We start from the raw sequence: 16,178 nt of genomic DNA, 5'->3' as shown, positions 1-16,178 counted from the left end.
TTGTCGTCGAGGCGGGACAAGTCATTCCCGGCGACGGCGAGATCATCGAAGGGATCGCCTCGATCGACGAGTCAGCGATAACCGGCGAATCGGCCCCCGTGATCCGCGAATCGGGCGGCGACCGCTCCGGTGTCACCGGCGGCACGACGGTCACTTCCGACCGGATCGTGGTTCGCATCACGAGCGGGGCCGGCGAATCATTCCTCGATCGGATGATCGCACTGGTGGAAGGCGCCATTCGCCAACGCAGCCCGAACGAGATCGCGCTCACTCTGGCCCTCTCCGCCTTGACATTGATCTTTCTTATCGTTGTCATCCCGCTGTGGCCGATGGCTTACCAAGCCGAACAGTACATGGTGGGTCAATTTGGCCTTTCTTCGGACCCGTTGCACAGCCTCGGCACCGACGTCCCCACGCTCGTAGCCCTGTTGGTTTGCTTGATCCCAACGACAATCGGCGCGCTGTTGGCCGCGATCGGCATCGCCGGCATGGAGCGGGCGCTCCAGGCGAACATCATCGCCAAGAGCGGCAAGGCGGTCGAGCTGGCCGGCGACGTGGATCTTGTGCTCCTCGACAAGACCGGAACGATCACGGTGGGCAATCGCCATGCGACTCAGTTCATACCCGTCGGCAATCATTCGAGCGAAGAGGTTGGCCGATTGGCCGCTCTGTCCTCGGCGGCGGACGAGACGCCGGAGGGGAAAAGCATTGTCAAACTTTACGAGGGACAAGCCAAGAACCACGCTGATCTACCGACCTCGGCCCAATTCGTCGCGTTCTCCGCGCAAACGCGGATGAGCGGCGTCGATTTCGACGACGGTCGACGGATTCGCAAGGGCGCGCCCGACGCGATCGCGAGGTTTGTCCAAGCGGAGCGGGGCATGGTGCCAACGGAAATGACCAAAGTCGTTGAGCGCATTGCGTCGGAAGGCGCCACGCCCCTGGCCGTCTGCGAAGGAAATCAGATCAAGGGCGTCATCGTGCTCGAGGACATTCTCAAGCCCGAGATGGAACAGCGCTTCGAGCGGCTGCGAAAGATGGGGCTTCGAACTGTCATGATCACGGGCGACAACCCGCTCACGGCAGCCACCATCGCCAAGCGAGCCGGAGTGGACGACTTCGTCGCGCAAGCCACGCCCGAAACCAAGCTGGAATACCTGCGGAAGCAGCAGGCCGAAGGTAAGCTCGTCGCCATGATGGGCGATGGCACCAACGACGCCCCCGCTCTTGCTCAGGCCGACGTCGCGCTCGCGATGAATGCCGGCACCCAGGCCGCAAAGGAAGCGGCCAACATGGTGGACCTCGACAGCGACCCGACCAAGCTGATCGAAGTCGTCGAGATCGGCAAGCAGCTTCTGATGACCCGCGGCGCGCTGACGACCTTCTCGATCGCCAACGACGTGGCGAAGTATTTCGCGATTATCCCGGCGCTGTTCGCCGGCACGCTGCCGTGGCTGAAGAAGATCGACATCATGTATCTGCATACGCCGACCTCGGCCATCCTGTCGGCGGTGATCTTCAACGCTTTGATCATCCCGGCCTTGATTCCAGTGGCGTTGCGAGGGGTCAAGTATCAGCCGCTGGGGGCCGATGCGCTGCTGCGCAAGAACCTGCTGATTTGGGGTCTAGGCGGCGTAGTCCTGCCGTTCATCGGCATCAAATTAATCGACGTCGTGATTTACCCGATGATGGTCGCCCTGCACATGGCCTGATTACCTAACCGATCACGGAGTTTCTCCTATGTTCAAAATCATTTCCAAGAGCCTCTGGCTTCTGCTCTTTTCGGTCGTCATCTGTTGCGTCATCTATCCGCTGGTACTGTGGGGAATCGGCCAGACCGTGTTTCCCTTCCAGGCCAACGGCAGCATCGTCAACGGACCGGACGGCAAGCCTGTGGGATCGTTGTTGATCGCCCAGCCATTTGCGAAACCCGAGCATTTTACGCCGCGCCCCTCGGCGATCTCGACGCCCTACGATGCGACTTCGTCCACGTCGTCGGCGCTGGCGGTGTCGAATTATGCGCTGCGGGATCGCGTAGCCAATGCGCTCGGCCCGGTCGTCACGTATAAGACCGGTCCCAAGAAGGACCAGAATGTCGCTCCCGATGTCGAGGAATGGTTCCACAAGGATAAATTCCAAGGCCAGCCGTCGATCGTGGCCCAATGGGCCGATCTCCACAACAGTGTGGCCCAGGGATGGGTCGGCACGACATTCGATGCCAAGAATCCCACGCCGCAGCAGCAGTATGTGTTGGATTGGGAGAAGACTCACGCGGCAATCGTCGAGAAGTTCAAAAAAGACAATCCCGACAATTCCGATCCCTCGCCGTCCGATTTGGCCATGGTGTTCTTCGAGTCATTTTCTAAAGAGCATCCGGGCAAATTCCCCTCGTCGGTGACCCACATGTCGGCTGACGGCAAGACCAGCACGACGGCCATCGAGCCTGTCGACAAGGGCTCCGATACTCAGACTGACATCCAAGCGCATTTCTTCGACATGTGGCTGACGGACAATCCGACTGTTGAATTGAACGACGTTCCCGGCGATTGGGCGACAACGTCCGGTTCCGGGCTCGATCCGCACATCACCTTGGCCAACGCGATGTTCCAATTGGATGGCGTGGCCGGGGCCTGGGCCAAGGACACCAAGGCCGACGTGAAGAAGGTCCACGACGAAATTGAAACCTTGCTGAAGGAAAAGAGTTCGGCTCCCCTGGGCGGCGCGTGGGGAGAGCCGATGGTCAACGTCCTGGAAATCAACCTCGCACTAGACAACAAATACGGAGCGACGACCGGCGGCAAGCCGTAATTTCGGGCGACAGCTTATTCGCCAGCGCGAAATCTCATGGCGCGACACGACTCACCCAACGGGTCTTCCGCGCAACCTGTGCGCGTGTTCACAATTGCCAACAACAAGGAGGATCGCATCTCACTCGCGGTCTACGCTGCGGGCGCGGGCTGCGAGGCCGCGGCGGCACGTTCACCCGAGCAATTGCTCCCCGCCATCGAGCGCGCGTCTGACGTCGGCCCACAAGCATTTGCCCAATCCGTGCAGGTTTATGCACAATGCCTGCCGGATCTCGGCGGCGACTTCACGCTTGACGAGATCGAGCGCCGTCACGTTTCGGCGGTCCTGGCTCGGACCAGCACGCTCGACGAGGCGGCCCGCATCCTGGGCATCGACCTTTCGACCCTTTGGCGAAAGCGGAAGAAATACGAGTTATCGTGACGCGACTCGAAGGAGCGTCACCACATTCTTTGCCGGCTCACTCCGCCGCATCGTAGCTGCCGAGCATCCTGGGCATCAGCGTCTCGACATGGCGGTGGAAGCACGCGGACTCCTTTTTGCTATAATGGCCCCTCCGCGTTGGCTGTCACACGAATCGTCCTTCAGATTGCCTTGCTATTCCGGCATAGGCACGAGGATTTCATGCCCCGGCCCGAGCAACTTGGCGCATCCTCGATGCGAGGCCTGCGGGTGCTTGTCGTTGACGACGAAAAAAACATCCGTCGCACGCTCGCCGTTTGCCTGGAAGACATCGGCTGCGAGGTAGTTGCCTCGGCCTCGGCTGAAATGGCCTTGGCGGCGGTCACTCAGCGGCCGTTCGACGTGGCCTTCGTCGATCTCAAGATCGGCGAATCGAGCGGGCTGGATCTGCTGCCCAAGCTGTTAGCTGAAAATCCGAACCTGGCCGCGGTGGTGCTCACTGCCTACGCGACGTTCGACACGGCCGTCGAGGCGATCAAGCGCGGGGCCGCCGATTATCTCCCAAAGCCCTTCACGCCCGATCAGATCCGCCACCTCGTCGCCAAGCTCACCGAACGAATGGCCACGCTCGGCCGACTGGCCGAACTCGACCAGCAGCTCAAGCTGGCCGTGCCCGAGACAGTGCTCGAGACGCGGTCGCCGAAAATGCAGGCGGCGCTCGACGTGCTTGGCCGGGCTGCCGATTCGGAAGTGGCCGTGCTGCTGCGCGGTGAAAGCGGCACGGGCAAGGGAGTGCTGGCCCGCACCCTGCACGCTCAAAGCCGGCGCCGCACGAAGCCGTTCGTCGTTGTCAACTGTCCTACGCTTTCCGAGAACCTGCTGACCAGCGAACTCTTCGGTCATGCGAAAGGGGCGTTTACCGGCGCCGTGCGCGATCAGCCGGGGCGCGTCGAGGCGGCCGAAGGTGGCACGCTCTTTCTCGACGAAATCGCCGAAATCACTCCCGGTCTGCAAGCTAAGCTGCTGCGATTCTTGCAGGAAAAGCAGTTCGAGCGGCTCGGCGAGACGCGCACGCGCAAGGCCGACGTGCGGGTGGTCGCCGCGACCAATCGCGATCTCGAAGTCGATGTGAAATCCGGCCATTTTCGCGAGGACCTGCTATTTCGTCTGAACGTGATCGAGATTCACGTTCCCGCATTGCGCGAGCGGCCGGAAGATCTCATCATTCTCGCGCGGCGCTTCCTGGCGTTCTTCGGCCATTCGGTCGGACGGCCCACGCCCGAAATGTCGAAAGCGACGGAAGAGGTGCTGCTGTCGTACGCCTGGCCCGGCAACGTTCGCGAGCTGCGCAACGCGATGGAACGTGCCGTCATCCTTTGGCCGGCGCAGGTGGTCGAGCCACAAGCCTTGCCCGAGCGAATGCATTCGCGCAGTGGCTCATCGCCGCAGTTGGGGGGCGATTTCTCGCTGGAGGAGATCGAGCGCCAACACGTTCTCTCCGTGCTTGCGCGCAGCGCCACACTGGACGACGCCGCGCGGATCCTCGGCATCGACAGCTCGACGCTGTGGCGAAAACGGAAGAAATACGAGGGTCCGGAGCGAAGCGATGCCTAGCGGAGCCTTAATGCTGAATCGTTGGGTGCCATGGCCACTGCCCTGAGTGGCCATGCCTCATTGGGGCTCCTGCCCACGCCGAGCCGTGGGCATGGCACCCATTCCGGTTTTGTGAAGCGCTCTTAGCTCGCGGAGAGGGGGATAGTCCCCTTTTGGTCCGAAGACTCCACAAAAGGCGACAGTCCCCGGCGGTTCTCGGATAGGCTCTTAACCGCGAATGCTATCTTCGAGCGACAGCGGCCGCGGGCGGCCATCGGACCACGGTCGCTTCGCTAATCCAATCCAGTGGGTGGCCGCGGCGGGGCGCCACTTCGATTAGAATCTGTCCTTCGATGACGTGGCTGTCTCGCATGACGGCGCTATCTCCATCGGCCGAACGCAGGGCGGGCGCCGATTGGCCGGAAATGACGGCCTCGTCGACTATGGCGATTCCCTCGAGAATCAGGCCGTCGGCAAAGATGGTTTGACCGGACTCGACGAGGAAGACGTCGCCCACTTGCAATTCGGACGGCACGATCGCTTCGAGTTCGAGATGTGACGAGATGCCGGCCGCGATCGAGGGCGCGGCGATTACGCACGGCATCCCCGCGGCGTGAAGTCGGTGGTAATTGACCGCTCGGAAAGCCCAGTGCGTTTTTGAAACCGGCGAGGCAGCGATCGCAGGCTGCTCGCCGCATTCAGTGGAGTTTCCAAAAACTCTGCCCCAAAGCCGCGTCAACCGACGAATCCAATTCGCCGGTGAGGGCGTTTTCACCGATTCGGGATCAAGTTCGGGACCGCGAATGTACGGCGCGATGCGAACATTAGTGATGGTCATGGCACACCTTGCGGCAGAAAAAATGATGGCCGCGGCGCCGGTCGTGCAGCCTTTCTCGGGCGAAGAGAAAGAAACCGACAACTCGCGGCCATCAAGAGGGATTGTTAAGTGCTCCAAGAACCCCCCACAAAACTGCCTGGGAGAAGGGGAGAGTCCCCAGTTTTTGCTCCGCGGACTGCGCAAAAATGGGGACAGTCCCCGGCAGCTTTGTGAGGGGTTCTGAATCGTGATGGCAGCGAATCGATCGGCAATTCTAAACAGGGCCGCGTGATCAACGAACCGAATGACGACTCGGATGAAAGCAAGGAGCGTGCCGCGGCCATCAAGATCGCGTAAGCCCGTGGCGGGGAATGATTTCGAGAATCAATCGCCGCGGACGCGGTCCGCCGGCGGGTTGCATATTGCGATATTCCGCCTGCGAATTGCAGGGCGTCGAAGCGAACAGTCGCCTGGTATGTCTCAGGTCGCAGTCCTCTTAGCGGCTTTAGTCGATCCTGATCGGTGATTGCATTTTGCATTGCCGCATCGTGACTTCAGTGCAAGATGCAATGCTCGGGGATGGAAGCCATCCGCGTAAATGTTCCTTAAGATGCTGCGCTGATGCTGCTTGGCGCGTCCGCCAGGAGTTTGGCACTCCAATTGCCTCCATTGCCGGCAACGTTTATTCGGAATCAAGAGTCGACGCGGGGAATCTGTTTATGTGGGACACAGTTTTCGTGAGCGCTTGCGTTGTATTTTTCGCGGTCTGTTGGCTATACGTTCGCGCCTGCGAGCACTGCTAAGTCGTAAGACCCATCCCTGCCGACGGCATCAGGAAATATCGCATGGACATCGAGTTTCTCTTAGGCGGCATCGTCACGGTGCTGTTGACCATCTATCTTCTTTACGCGCTCGTGCGCCCCGAACATTTTTAAGCGCGTCTAACAAATCCGGCTGAGAGAAGGGGACAGTCCCCGTTTTGCTCCGCGGACTGCGCAAAAGGGGGACAGTCCCCGCCGGATTTGTTAGCCGCACTAAAGGACGAAGTTTCCCCATGACTCTGCAAGGTTGGCTGCAAATCGGCCTGTTTTCGGTCCTGATCTTCGCGATCACCAAGCCGCTCGGGGCGTACATGTATCGAGTCTTCGAAGGCTCGAAACAACCGCTGCCGCGGTTCTTTGGGCCAACCGAGCGGTTTTTATATTGGCTTTGCGGTGTCGATCCAAAACGCGAGCAAACCTGGCAGCGCTATGCGCTGGCGCTCTTGGCGTTCAGTCTGTTCGGCATCGTCGTCACGTATGGGATTCTGCGATTGCAAGACCGTTTGCCGCTCAATCCGCAGGGATTGCCCGCAGTGCCCGAACATTTGGCCTTTAACACATCGGTCAGCTTCAACACGAATACGAATTGGCAGTCGTACGTGCCCGAAACGACGATGAGCTATCTCAGCGAGATGGCCGGCTTGGCGTGGCATAACTTCGTATCGGCCGGGGCGGGGATTGCGGTCGCGCTGGCGGTGGCCCGTGGGCTGACACGCCGCCTAGCCCCTGACGCCGCGCGAACGATCGGCAACTTTTGGGTCGATATGATTCGCTCGATCGTGTACGTGTTAATGCCGATCAGCGTCGTGGTCGGCCTGTTTTTGGTGACGCAGGGAATCATTCAGAACTTCTCGCCGTATCAAGAAGTGACCACCATCGACGGCGGGAAGCAAACCATCGCAATGGGCCCGGTGGCTTCGCAGGAAGTGATCAAGGAACTTGGCACCAATGGCGGCGGATTCTTCAACGCCAATAGCGCACATCCGTTCGAGAACCCGACGCCACTGACTAATTTCGTCGAGCTGCTGTTGATCTTCAGCATTGGGGCCGCCTTGACTTACACCTACGGCAGCATGGCCGGCGACCAACGGCAGGGCTGGGCGATTTTCGCGGCGATGTCGCTCTTGTTTTTGACGGGAGTGAGCGTCGCCTATTGGGCGGAATCCGGCGGCAACCCGGTAATCCACAAGCTCGAGGCCGATCTGGCGGCGGCAACTCCGTCCGTCGCGGAGAAGGCCAAGAGCCTATCGGAGAACCGCCGGGGACTGTCCCCTTTTGTGGAGTCCTCGGAACAAAAGGGGACTGTCCCCCTCTCCCCAAGCGGTTCTCCGATAGGCTTCAAGATCGCTCAGCCGCAAGGGAACATGGAGGGGAAGGAAGTCCGCTTTGGCGTCTCGAATTCGGCCCTGTTCGCCACCGTGACGACCGACACCTCGTGCGGCGCCGTCAATTCCATGCACGACAGCTTCACGCCGCTCGGCGGGCTGGTGCCGCTGGCGAACATTCAACTCGGCGAATTGATCTTCGGCGGCGTCGGGGCCGGGCTGTATGCGATGCTCGTGTTCGTCATCCTGTCGGTCTTCATCGCCGGTCTGATGGTCGGGCGCACTCCCGAGTACCTAGGTAAGAAGATCGAGTCGCGCGAGATGAAGTACGCGATGTTCTATATCCTGATTTTCCCGGCGATCATTCTCGGATTTGCCGGCTGGTCGGCGGTTTACGAAAAGCGAGCCGCGGATTATGCAGCGGATTTCGCCAAGGCTCATCCGGCGCCGGCCAAACCGCCGGCAGACTATAAGGCGCCCGTGCCCGACCTGCCCGACAATTGGTACTCCGACAAAGAGCATGCCCCCACGGGCTCGGCCCTCAACAACAACGGTCCGCACGGGCTTTCGGAGATGCTCTATGCCTATTCCAGCGCGGCCGGCAACAACGGCTCGGCGTTCGCCGGGATCAATGCCAATACGAATTTTTGGAACGTCACGATAGCGATCGTGATGCTCGCCGGGCGGTTTCTGATGATCGTTCCCGTGCTGGCGATCGCCGGTTCGATGGTGGGCAAGAAGACGGTGGCCCCGGGCCTGGGCACGTTTCCAACCAACGGGCCGCTATTCACCGTGCTATTGGTCGGCGTGATCGTCATCGTCGGCGCCTTGACGTTCTTTCCCGCGCAATGCCTGGGGCCGATTGTGGAGCACTTCCTCGCCGGCCAAGGCAAACTTTATTAAGGTTTCCATTATGGGTGGTCCACGCGCGAAAGCGCTATCATTGTTCGACAAGGGGATCCTCGGGCGGGCGGCCGTCGACAGCCTGAAGAAGCTCGCTCCGCAGCATCTCTACAAGAATCCGGTGATGTTCGTCGTCGAAGTCGGCAGCGTGCTTTGCACGGCGCTGTGGCTGCGAGACGTCCTGGGAACGTCGTCGATCCCGGCGACGCCGCAATGGTTCCATGGCAACGGCGGGGCTTGGCAGACCACGTGGCTTTGGTTCACCGGGTCGGTGACGATCTGGCTCTGGTTCACGGTGCTGTTTGCCAACTTCGCCGAGGCGGTGGCGGAAGGGCGCGGCAAGGCCCAGGCCGCCACGCTGCGGAAGATGCGGAAAGAAACCACCGCTCGCAAGCTCGTCGACGGCCGCGAGACGGAGGTCTCCGCCGCGACATTGCGAAAGGACGACCTGGTGGTCGTCGAAGCGGGGCAATTGATTCCCGGCGATGGCGAGGTTACGGAGGGGATCGCCTCCGTCGACGAATCGGCCATCACGGGCGAATCGGCCCCGGTGATTCGCGAAAGCGGCGGCGATCGTTCGGCCGTGACCGGTGGGACAAAAGTGCTCTCCGACCGGATCGTGGTGAAAATCACATCGAACCCCGGCGAATCGTTTCTCGACCGAATGATTTCGCTTGTGGAAGGGGCGGCCCGCCAGAAGACGCCGAACGAAATCGCCCTGCACATCCTGCTTGTCGGTCTGACGCTGGTGTTTCTTTTCGCCTGCGCCACGCTCGTGCCGCTGGCCCTGTATAGCGACAATCGGCTCTCGGCCACCGTGATGGTCGCCTTGCTGGTCTGCCTGATCCCGACGACGATCGGCGGCTTGCTCTCGGCGATCGGGATCGCTGGCATGGATCGGTTGATTCGCAAGAACGTGCTGGCGATGAGCGGCCGGGCAATCGAAGCGGCTGGCGACGTGGACGTGCTGCTCTTGGACAAAACGGGCACGATCACGGTTGGCAATCGCATGGCCAGCGCGTTGCTCCCCCTGCCCGGCGTGCGCGTCGAGGACTTAGCCGAGGCGGCCCATCTGGCCAGCCAAGCCGATGAAACGCCCGAGGGGCGCTCGATCGTCTCGTTCATCGAAGAACATCATCCCAAACAAGCGCTGCTGACGAACAAGCAGGCGAAGTTTGTCCCGTTCAGCGCCTATACCCGCATGAGCGGCTGCGACCTCAACGGCGATGTGATCCGCAAGGGGGCCGTTGACGGCGTGACGGCTCACGTTCGAACGTTGGGCGGAACCGCGCCGGCCGAATTGAACCTGATCGCCGGTCAAATCGGCGACGATGGCGGGACCCCACTGGCTGTCTCGCGCGGCTCGCGAATGCTCGGTGTCGTTCATCTGAAAGACGTGGTCAAAGTCGGAATCACCGACCGCTTTGCCCGCTTCCGCGCGATGGGCATCCGCACGGTCATGATCACCGGCGACAATCCGCGCACGGCCAAGGCCATCGCCGGAGAGGCCGGTGTGGACGACTTCCTCGCCGAGGCCACGCCGGAGAACAAAATGCGGCTCATCAAGGAGGAGCAGGCCAAAGGAAAGCTCGTGGCGATGACGGGCGACGGCACCAACGACGCCCCCGCACTGGCGCAGGCCGACGTCGGCATGGCGATGAACACCGGCACGCAAGCCGCCAAGGAAGCCGGCAACATGATCGACCTCGATTCCGATCCCACCAAGCTGTTGGAAGTGGTGGAAATCGGCAAGCAACTGTTGATGACGCGCGGCGCGCTCACCACCTTTTCGATTGCCAACGACGTGGCCAAGTATTTCGCGATCTTGCCGGCGATGTTCATGGGCGTGTATCCAGAGATCGCGCCGCTGAACATCATGAAGCTGGCTTCTCCGCTGAGCGCGATCATGGCGGCGGTGATTTTCAATGCGATCATCATCGTGCTATTGATTCCGCTGGCGCTGAGGGGCGTGAAGTATCGTCCGGTGGGCGCGGCCTCGCTCTTGCGGCGGTCGCTCTTGATTTACGGCGTCGGCGGCGTGATCGCGCCGTTCATCGGCATCAAACTGATCGATATGGCGCTCGTAGCGCTCAACATTGCGGGAACAGGAGCTTGAGATAATGAAATCCGAATTGATGATCGCCCTGCGCGTGACGCTCGTGACGCTGGTTCTGACTGGGATCGTGTATCCCTTCTTGATGACAGGCTTGGCCCAGGTGATCGCGCCTCACGCAGCCAACGGCAGCCTCGTCACCGACGACAAAGGGGTTGTCATCGGCTCGGAATTGATCGGGCAGAATTTCACGAACCCGGCCTATGTCCAGCCGCGCCCCTCGGCAACCAACGACGAGGCCGATTCATCGAAGCCGAAACCGTACAACGCGACGAATTCCGGGGCGTCGAATTACGGCCCTACGTCCCAGGCGCTGTATGATCGCATCAAGGGAGACGTCGAGCGATTGCAAAAGGAAAATCCAGACGCCAGCGGCCCCGTCCCGGACGAACTTGTCACGACGTCAGCCAGTGGACTCGACCCGAATCTGTCCCCTCAGGCCGCTCTTTGGCAAGTGCCGCGAATTGCCAAGGCACGCGGCGAAAAGCCCGAGCGCGTTCAACAGGTCGTCAAGGACCAGATCGAGTCGCCCACTTTCGGCCTGTTGGGCGAGCCGCGCGTGAACGTGCTATCCTTGAATTTGGCGTTGGACCGCCAATTCGGGCGCCCCAAGCCAGCGGCAAAATGACCCCCATGCACCAACGGGATTTATCCGCCGTCGCATGGCTCGTGTTTCTTGCTGCGGCCGCCATCGAAGCTGGAGGTGATGCCGTCACTCGCAGAGGATTGCGCGGAGGCGGTGTGCCCTGGGTTGTCGGCGGCGGGCTGCTGTTGGCGACTTATGGGGTCGTCGTCAACACGGTAAAATGGGACTTCTCGAAGTTAATCGGCGTCTATGTCGGTGCTTTTGCCCTCGTCAGCGTTCTCGCTGGGCGGTTCGCGCTCGATGAGCATATTCCGCTCTCGACCTGGGCCGGACTAGCCATCATTATTCTCGGAGGACTCGTCATCCAGTTTGGGGCGAACTGAAGACCACATGACTCGCGCGCAGCCACGTCCTGAAGACTTTCTGGAACTGGTCGAGCGCTCCAAGCGAGGGCGGCTGAAGCTGTATGTCGGCTTCGCGGCCGGAGTGGGCAAGACCTACCGGATGCTCGAAGAAGCCCATGCCTTGCAAAAGCGCGGCACGGACGTGGTGATCGGCTTCGTCGAAACGCATGGCAGATCGGAAACTGCCGCGCTCATCGACGGGCTCGAGGTCGTGCCGCGCCGCAAGGTGGAATACCGCGGCTTCCAGGTGGACGACATGGACCTCGACGGCATTCTGGCTCGGCATCCGGCCGTCGCAATCGTCGATGAACTCCCGCACACCAATCCCCCAGGCTCGCGGCACAACAAGCGCTACCAGGACGTGCAAGACATCCTGGCCGCGGGAATCAACGTCATTGGGGCGCTTAACATTCAGCATTTGGAGAGCCTCAAGGACGTAGTCGAGCGGGCGACCGGCGTCGTCATCCGCGAAACGGTTCCTGACACCTTTCTCAAGCAGGCCGATCAGATCGTCAATCTCGACCTGGCGATCGAAGACCTGGTCGATCGATTGAAGTCGGGCAAAATCTATGCGGCGGAAAAAGTCGATACGGCGCTCGGCAATTTCTTCCGGCAGGAGAATCTCGCGGCCCTGCGGGAATTGGCACTCCGCGAAGTCGCCGAGAGCATCGATCGGACCGCTGCCGTGAGTTTAACCGGCGGCGACGATCACAAATCGACTATCGAGCGCGTGATGGTTTGCATTGCATCGCAATCGCCGCGCGGGGCGGCCCTGTTGCGGCGCGGCTCGCGCCTGGCTGGGCGTCTCAATACGGATTGGTATGCCGTCTATGTGGAAACGCCCGGCGAGGCCCCCAATCGCATCGATTCGGCCGTGCAGCGGCAATTGATCGCCACGATCTCGATGGCCAAGGAGTTGGGGGCCGAGGTGATTCGGCTCCAAGCGCACGACGTGGTGACCGCGCTGTTGGATTTCGCCCGCACGCGTGGCGTCGGTCACATCGTGATTGGCCGCTCGGAAAGACCCTGGTGGAAGCGCATCCTGGGGCGGAGCATGATCGACCGGTTGGTCCACGAAGCTCGCGGCTTCGATTTGCACATCGTGTCGCTCGACGACAAGGAGCCGCGCCGATGAGCCTCCGCGCGAAACTCTTGCTTGCCCAACTACCTCTCGCCCTGGCGCTGGTGTTGCTGGGGGTCGTCGCTGTCTGGAGAGTATCGGCGCTTAGCCACCAATCCGAACTGATTCTCAAGGACAACTACCGCAGTGTCTTGGCCGCCCAGCGGATGAAGGAATCGATCGAGCGGCTCGACAGCGCCGCGATCTTCATCGTCGCGGGAGAGAGGAACCGGGCCGAGCCGCAAATCGCCGAGCATCGGAACAAGTTCGCGGCTGAACTGCAGGTCCAAGAGAACAACATCACGGAATTCGATCAACGCGAAGACGTGGCGACCAAGACGCTGAGAGACGCTTGGACCAAATACGAAGGCCTTTTGACCGACTACTTGAAGCTTACCGATCTCAAGCAGATGAACAAGCAGTATTTCGACATCTTGCAGCCGCAATTCGTCGTCGTCAAAGATGATGCGGACGAGATTTTGCAGATCAATGAGATTGCGATGCAGCGCAAGGCCGACGCGGCGCTGCGCGCCGGTCAGTTGACGAACTCGATCGTGGCCGCCGTCGCGATCGGCGCGCTCGTAGTCGGGGCGCTCGCTTCGATCCTCCTGACGCAACGCCTGCTGCGCCCGCTCTCGCTCTTGACTATGGCCGTGAACCGCCTCGGGCAGAAAGACTTCGCCGCCCGTGCGCTCGTGATGAGCCGCGACGAGATCGGGCAGCTCGCGACGCAATTCAATCTGATGGCCGAGCACTTACAGGAATACCGCGAGAGTTCGCTCGGTGAGTTGCTGCTCGCCCAGCGCGCCTCGCAGGCCACGATCGATAGCATCCCCGATCCGGTGATCGTCTTTAACGCCGAAGGCAACATCCTCAAGGCCAACGGCGCGGCCGATTCGCTCTGGCAGACCAATGGTCTTGAACCCGATTCGAAGACCCTCGTCACGCTCCCACCTGCCGTGCGCTCGGCGCTCGATCGTGCGAAGGCCCACGTCTTGCAGGGCAAAGGGGCGTTCTTGCCCAACGGTTTCGAGGACGCCTTCGACGTCCCCAGCGCCGAGGGGCATCGCTGGTTCTTGCTGCGGGCCAATCCGGTCTATGAAGACGAGGGGAAGATTACCGGCGCGACCGCCATCCTCCAAGACGTGACGCGGCTTCGGCGCCTCGACGAGCTGAAAAACAATCTTGTAGCCACGGTTGCCCACGAATTCCGTACGCCGCTCACGTCGCTCCGCATGGCCGTGCATCTGTGTTTGGAAGGAGTTGCCGGCCCCTTGACCGACAAGCAGGCCGATCTTCTGCACGCCGCCCGCGAGGAATGCGAGCGACTTCAGGCCACCGTGGACGAGCTGCTCGATCTGGCTCGCATCCAGTCGGGCCGCATGGAGATGGAATTGCAGCCGGTCGCCGCGGCCAAGCTGATTGAAGAAGCCGTCGTGCCGCTGCACGGCGCGGCGGCCGAGAAGCAGATTCAGTTGCAAGCCGAATCGCTCTTGATCCACGAACAGGTGATGGCCGACGTCGAGAGGATTCAGATCGTCTTTCACAACCTGATCGCCAACGCCCTGCGGCATACGCCGGATCGCGGAATCGTCCGCGTCCGTGGAATCGCCGACGATTCAGCCGTGCGGTTCGAGATCAGCGACACCGGCGAAGGAATTCCGAAGGAATACCACGCGGCCATCTTCGAGCGGTTCTTCCGCATCCCGGGCTCTAGCGCCGGCGCCGCCGGCCTTGGGCTCTCGCTTTGCAAGGAAATCGTCGAAGCCCACGGCGGCCGAATCGGCGTCGAAAGCCAGCCGGGGCACGGCAGCACATTCTGGTTCACATTGCGCGCGACAGGTTCGTCTCCTGGGTCAGCTTAAGCTAGCTCGTCTTTCGCGCCGCGCGTTGCTAGACTAATCTCTCCCACCCATCGGTCCTTCGCGGGAGTGCAACGATGAATCGCCGACAGTTTGTGCAGAGCAGCGCGGCGGGTTTGGCCTTGTCCGCGGCCGGGAGTTTTGCCGCCGAGTTTCTCGATCAGAAGCCGCCCCGGGTCGGCCTGATCGGCACGGGTTGGTATGGCAAGGCCGACCTGTTTCGCTTGATCCAGGTGGCGCCGGTCGAAGTCGTGTCGCTCTGCGACGTCGACAAGAAAATGCTGGCCGACGCGGCCGAGATGGTCGCCACCCGCCAAGTGTCAAAAAAGAAACCGCGCACCTACGCCGACTATCGCCAGATGTTGAAGGAAAAAGACCTCGACATCGTGCTCGTCGCCACGCCCGACCACTGGCACGCCCTGGCGATGATCGCCGCGGTCGAAGCCGGGGCGGACGTGTACGTGCAGAAGCCAATCAGCGTCGATATCGTCGAAGGGCAAGCGATGCTTGCGGCCGCGCGGCGCACCAAGCGCGTCGTCCAGGTCGGGACGCAGCGCCGCAGCACGCCGCACCTCGTCGAAGCCCGCGACACGATCATCCGCGAAGGGAAGCTCGGCAAAGTCGCGCTCGTGGAGGTGTATTGCTACTACCACATGCGCGCCAGGGAGAACCCGCCGGACACGTCGCCCCCGGAAAACCTCGATTATGAAATGTGGACCGGCCCGGCCCCCATGCGGCCGTACAACAAGCTCGTCCATCCGCGAGGTTGGCGGGCCTTTATGGAATACGGCAACGGGATCATGGGAGACATGTGCATCCATTTCCTCGACTGCGCGCGGTGGATGCTCGATCTCGGCTGGCCGACGCGAGTTTCATCGACCGGCGGCATTCTCGTCGACAAGCGCAGCAAGGCCAATATCCCCGACACGCAGACGGCCGCCTTCGACTACGGCGATTTGGACATCGTCTGGCAGATGCGGAGTTGGGGCGATGCTCCCGATCCAAAATATCCGTGGGGCGCGACGCTCTACGGCGACAAGGGAACGCTCAAGATCAGCGTGATGAGCTACGACTTCACGCCGATCGGCGGCGGAAAGCCGGTCCATCGCGACGTGAAGTACGAATTGGAAGAGTATCCCGAGGACAAAACCGAGAAGGATTTGGAACAGCACGTCGCCCCGGCGATCCGCCACCACATGCGCGACCTGTTGCAAGCGATCGCCACGCGCGGCAAGCCGGTCGCCGACATCGAACAGGGCTATATCTCGACGGCGACCTGCATTCTGGGCAACCTTTCGTTGCGGCTCGGCCGCGAATTGACTTGGGACGCCGCGAAGCAACAAATCGCCGGCGACGATGAGGCGAATCAATGGCTCCGGCGACCGTATCGCCCGCCGTGGGTGCATCCGGAAGTGACTTAAAGTAGG

13 protein-coding genes are annotated in these 16,178 nt (G+C 61.2%); 12 read left to right on the top strand and 1 reads right to left on the bottom strand.

Annotated elements, in window-relative coordinates; all coding sequences use genetic code 11:
• The 4 genes from kdpB (VGY55_18625) to VGY55_18610 all read left to right on the top strand — a co-directional run.
• On the top strand, positions 1–1,712 hold a 1,712-nt coding region (kdpB, locus tag VGY55_18625), incomplete at its 5' end, for a potassium-transporting ATPase subunit KdpB (protein ID HEV2971995.1).
• Positions 1,713–1,740: 28 nt separating this feature from the next.
• Positions 1,741–2,808 carry a potassium-transporting ATPase subunit C gene (locus VGY55_18620; GenBank protein HEV2971994.1) on the top strand — a complete coding sequence of 356 codons (1,068 nt, stop codon included), beginning with the start codon at positions 1,741–1,743 and terminating at the stop codon, positions 2,806–2,808.
• A gap of 36 nt (positions 2,809–2,844) precedes the next feature.
• Positions 2,845–3,228, top strand: a complete 384-nt coding sequence (locus tag VGY55_18615; protein ID HEV2971993.1) for a helix-turn-helix domain-containing protein — start codon at positions 2,845–2,847, stop codon at positions 3,226–3,228.
• A 201-nt stretch (positions 3,229–3,429) separates the two neighbouring features.
• On the top strand, positions 3,430–4,821 hold the full coding sequence (locus VGY55_18610; GenBank protein ID HEV2971992.1) for a sigma-54 dependent transcriptional regulator: 1,392 nt from the start codon (positions 3,430–3,432) through the stop codon (positions 4,819–4,821).
• A 220-nt stretch (positions 4,822–5,041) separates the two neighbouring features.
• Here the strand turns inward: VGY55_18610 and VGY55_18605 are convergent, their stop codons facing one another.
• Positions 5,042–5,638 (bottom strand): hypothetical protein, encoded by a 597-nt coding sequence (locus tag VGY55_18605; GenBank protein HEV2971991.1) that lies wholly within the window; start codon positions 5,636–5,638, stop codon positions 5,042–5,044.
• An 824-nt stretch (positions 5,639–6,462) separates the two neighbouring features.
• On the opposite strand from VGY55_18605, the gene kdpF reads away from it, so the two are divergent.
• The 8 genes from kdpF (at position 6,463) to VGY55_18565 (ending at position 16,172) form a co-directional block, all read left to right on the top strand.
• A complete protein-coding gene (gene kdpF / locus VGY55_18600) occupies positions 6,463–6,552 on the top strand; it encodes a K(+)-transporting ATPase subunit F (GenBank protein HEV2971990.1) in 90 nt (29 codons plus the stop codon).
• A 119-nt stretch (positions 6,553–6,671) separates the two neighbouring features.
• Positions 6,672–8,666: a potassium-transporting ATPase subunit KdpA gene (kdpA, locus tag VGY55_18595; protein HEV2971989.1), complete on the top strand. Its 1,995-nt coding sequence runs from the start codon at positions 6,672–6,674 to the stop codon at positions 8,664–8,666.
• Between the two features lie 10 nt (positions 8,667–8,676).
• Positions 8,677–10,782 (top strand): potassium-transporting ATPase subunit KdpB, encoded by a 2,106-nt coding sequence (kdpB, locus tag VGY55_18590; GenBank protein ID HEV2971988.1) that lies wholly within the window; start codon positions 8,677–8,679, stop codon positions 10,780–10,782.
• A 4-nt stretch (positions 10,783–10,786) separates the two neighbouring features.
• Positions 10,787–11,407 carry a potassium-transporting ATPase subunit KdpC gene (gene kdpC / locus VGY55_18585; protein ID HEV2971987.1) on the top strand — a complete coding sequence of 207 codons (621 nt, stop codon included), beginning with the start codon at positions 10,787–10,789 and terminating at the stop codon, positions 11,405–11,407.
• Positions 11,404–11,748 carry a hypothetical protein gene (locus VGY55_18580; GenBank protein ID HEV2971986.1) on the top strand — a complete coding sequence of 115 codons (345 nt, stop codon included), beginning with the start codon at positions 11,404–11,406 and terminating at the stop codon, positions 11,746–11,748. The genes kdpC and VGY55_18580 overlap by 4 nt, the downstream gene beginning before the upstream one ends.
• A 7-nt stretch (positions 11,749–11,755) precedes the next feature.
• A complete protein-coding gene (locus VGY55_18575) occupies positions 11,756–12,904 on the top strand; it encodes a universal stress protein (protein HEV2971985.1) in 1,149 nt (382 codons plus the stop codon).
• The gene (locus VGY55_18570; GenBank protein ID HEV2971984.1) at positions 12,901–14,754 is read left to right on the top strand and encodes an ATP-binding protein; all 1,854 of its coding nucleotides are present in this window, start codon (positions 12,901–12,903) and stop codon (positions 14,752–14,754) included. Before VGY55_18575 ends, VGY55_18570 begins: the two co-directional genes overlap by 4 nt.
• Positions 14,755–14,828: 74 nt before the next feature.
• Positions 14,829–16,172 (top strand): Gfo/Idh/MocA family oxidoreductase, encoded by a 1,344-nt coding sequence (locus VGY55_18565; GenBank protein HEV2971983.1) that lies wholly within the window; start codon positions 14,829–14,831, stop codon positions 16,170–16,172.
• Positions 16,173–16,178: the final 6 nt, after the last annotated feature.

It is taken from the genome of Pirellulales bacterium (assembly GCA_035939775.1).
Classification (GTDB): Bacteria; Planctomycetota; Planctomycetia; order Pirellulales; family DATAWG01; genus DASZFO01.
Note: the sequence above shows the minus strand (reverse complement) of the source record. Positions and strands in the feature narration are given on the sequence as shown.

What these genes read in the sequence shown, in the direction of transcription:
- VGY55_18605 (HEV2971991.1), bottom strand. Translation starts at nt 5,638, where the DNA reads ATGACCATCACTAATGTTCGCATCGCGCCGTACATTCGCGGTCCCGAA.
- kdpA (HEV2971989.1), top strand. Translation starts at nt 6,672, where the DNA reads ATGACTCTGCAAGGTTGGCTGCAAATCGGCCTGTTTTCGGTCCTGATC.
- VGY55_18575 (HEV2971985.1), top strand. Translation starts at nt 11,756, where the DNA reads ATGACTCGCGCGCAGCCACGTCCTGAAGACTTTCTGGAACTGGTCGAG.
- VGY55_18610 (HEV2971992.1), top strand. Translation starts at nt 3,430, where the DNA reads ATGCCCCGGCCCGAGCAACTTGGCGCATCCTCGATGCGAGGCCTGCGG.
- kdpC (HEV2971987.1), top strand. Translation starts at nt 10,787, where the DNA reads ATGAAATCCGAATTGATGATCGCCCTGCGCGTGACGCTCGTGACGCTG.
- kdpB (HEV2971988.1), top strand. Translation starts at nt 8,677, where the DNA reads ATGGGTGGTCCACGCGCGAAAGCGCTATCATTGTTCGACAAGGGGATC.
- VGY55_18565 (HEV2971983.1), top strand. Translation starts at nt 14,829, where the DNA reads ATGAATCGCCGACAGTTTGTGCAGAGCAGCGCGGCGGGTTTGGCCTTG.
- VGY55_18570 (HEV2971984.1), top strand. Translation starts at nt 12,901, where the DNA reads ATGAGCCTCCGCGCGAAACTCTTGCTTGCCCAACTACCTCTCGCCCTG.
- VGY55_18620 (HEV2971994.1), top strand. Translation starts at nt 1,741, where the DNA reads ATGTTCAAAATCATTTCCAAGAGCCTCTGGCTTCTGCTCTTTTCGGTC.
- VGY55_18580 (HEV2971986.1), top strand. Translation starts at nt 11,404, where the DNA reads ATGACCCCCATGCACCAACGGGATTTATCCGCCGTCGCATGGCTCGTG.
- kdpF (HEV2971990.1), top strand. Translation starts at nt 6,463, where the DNA reads ATGGACATCGAGTTTCTCTTAGGCGGCATCGTCACGGTGCTGTTGACC.
- VGY55_18615 (HEV2971993.1), top strand. Translation starts at nt 2,845, where the DNA reads ATGGCGCGACACGACTCACCCAACGGGTCTTCCGCGCAACCTGTGCGC.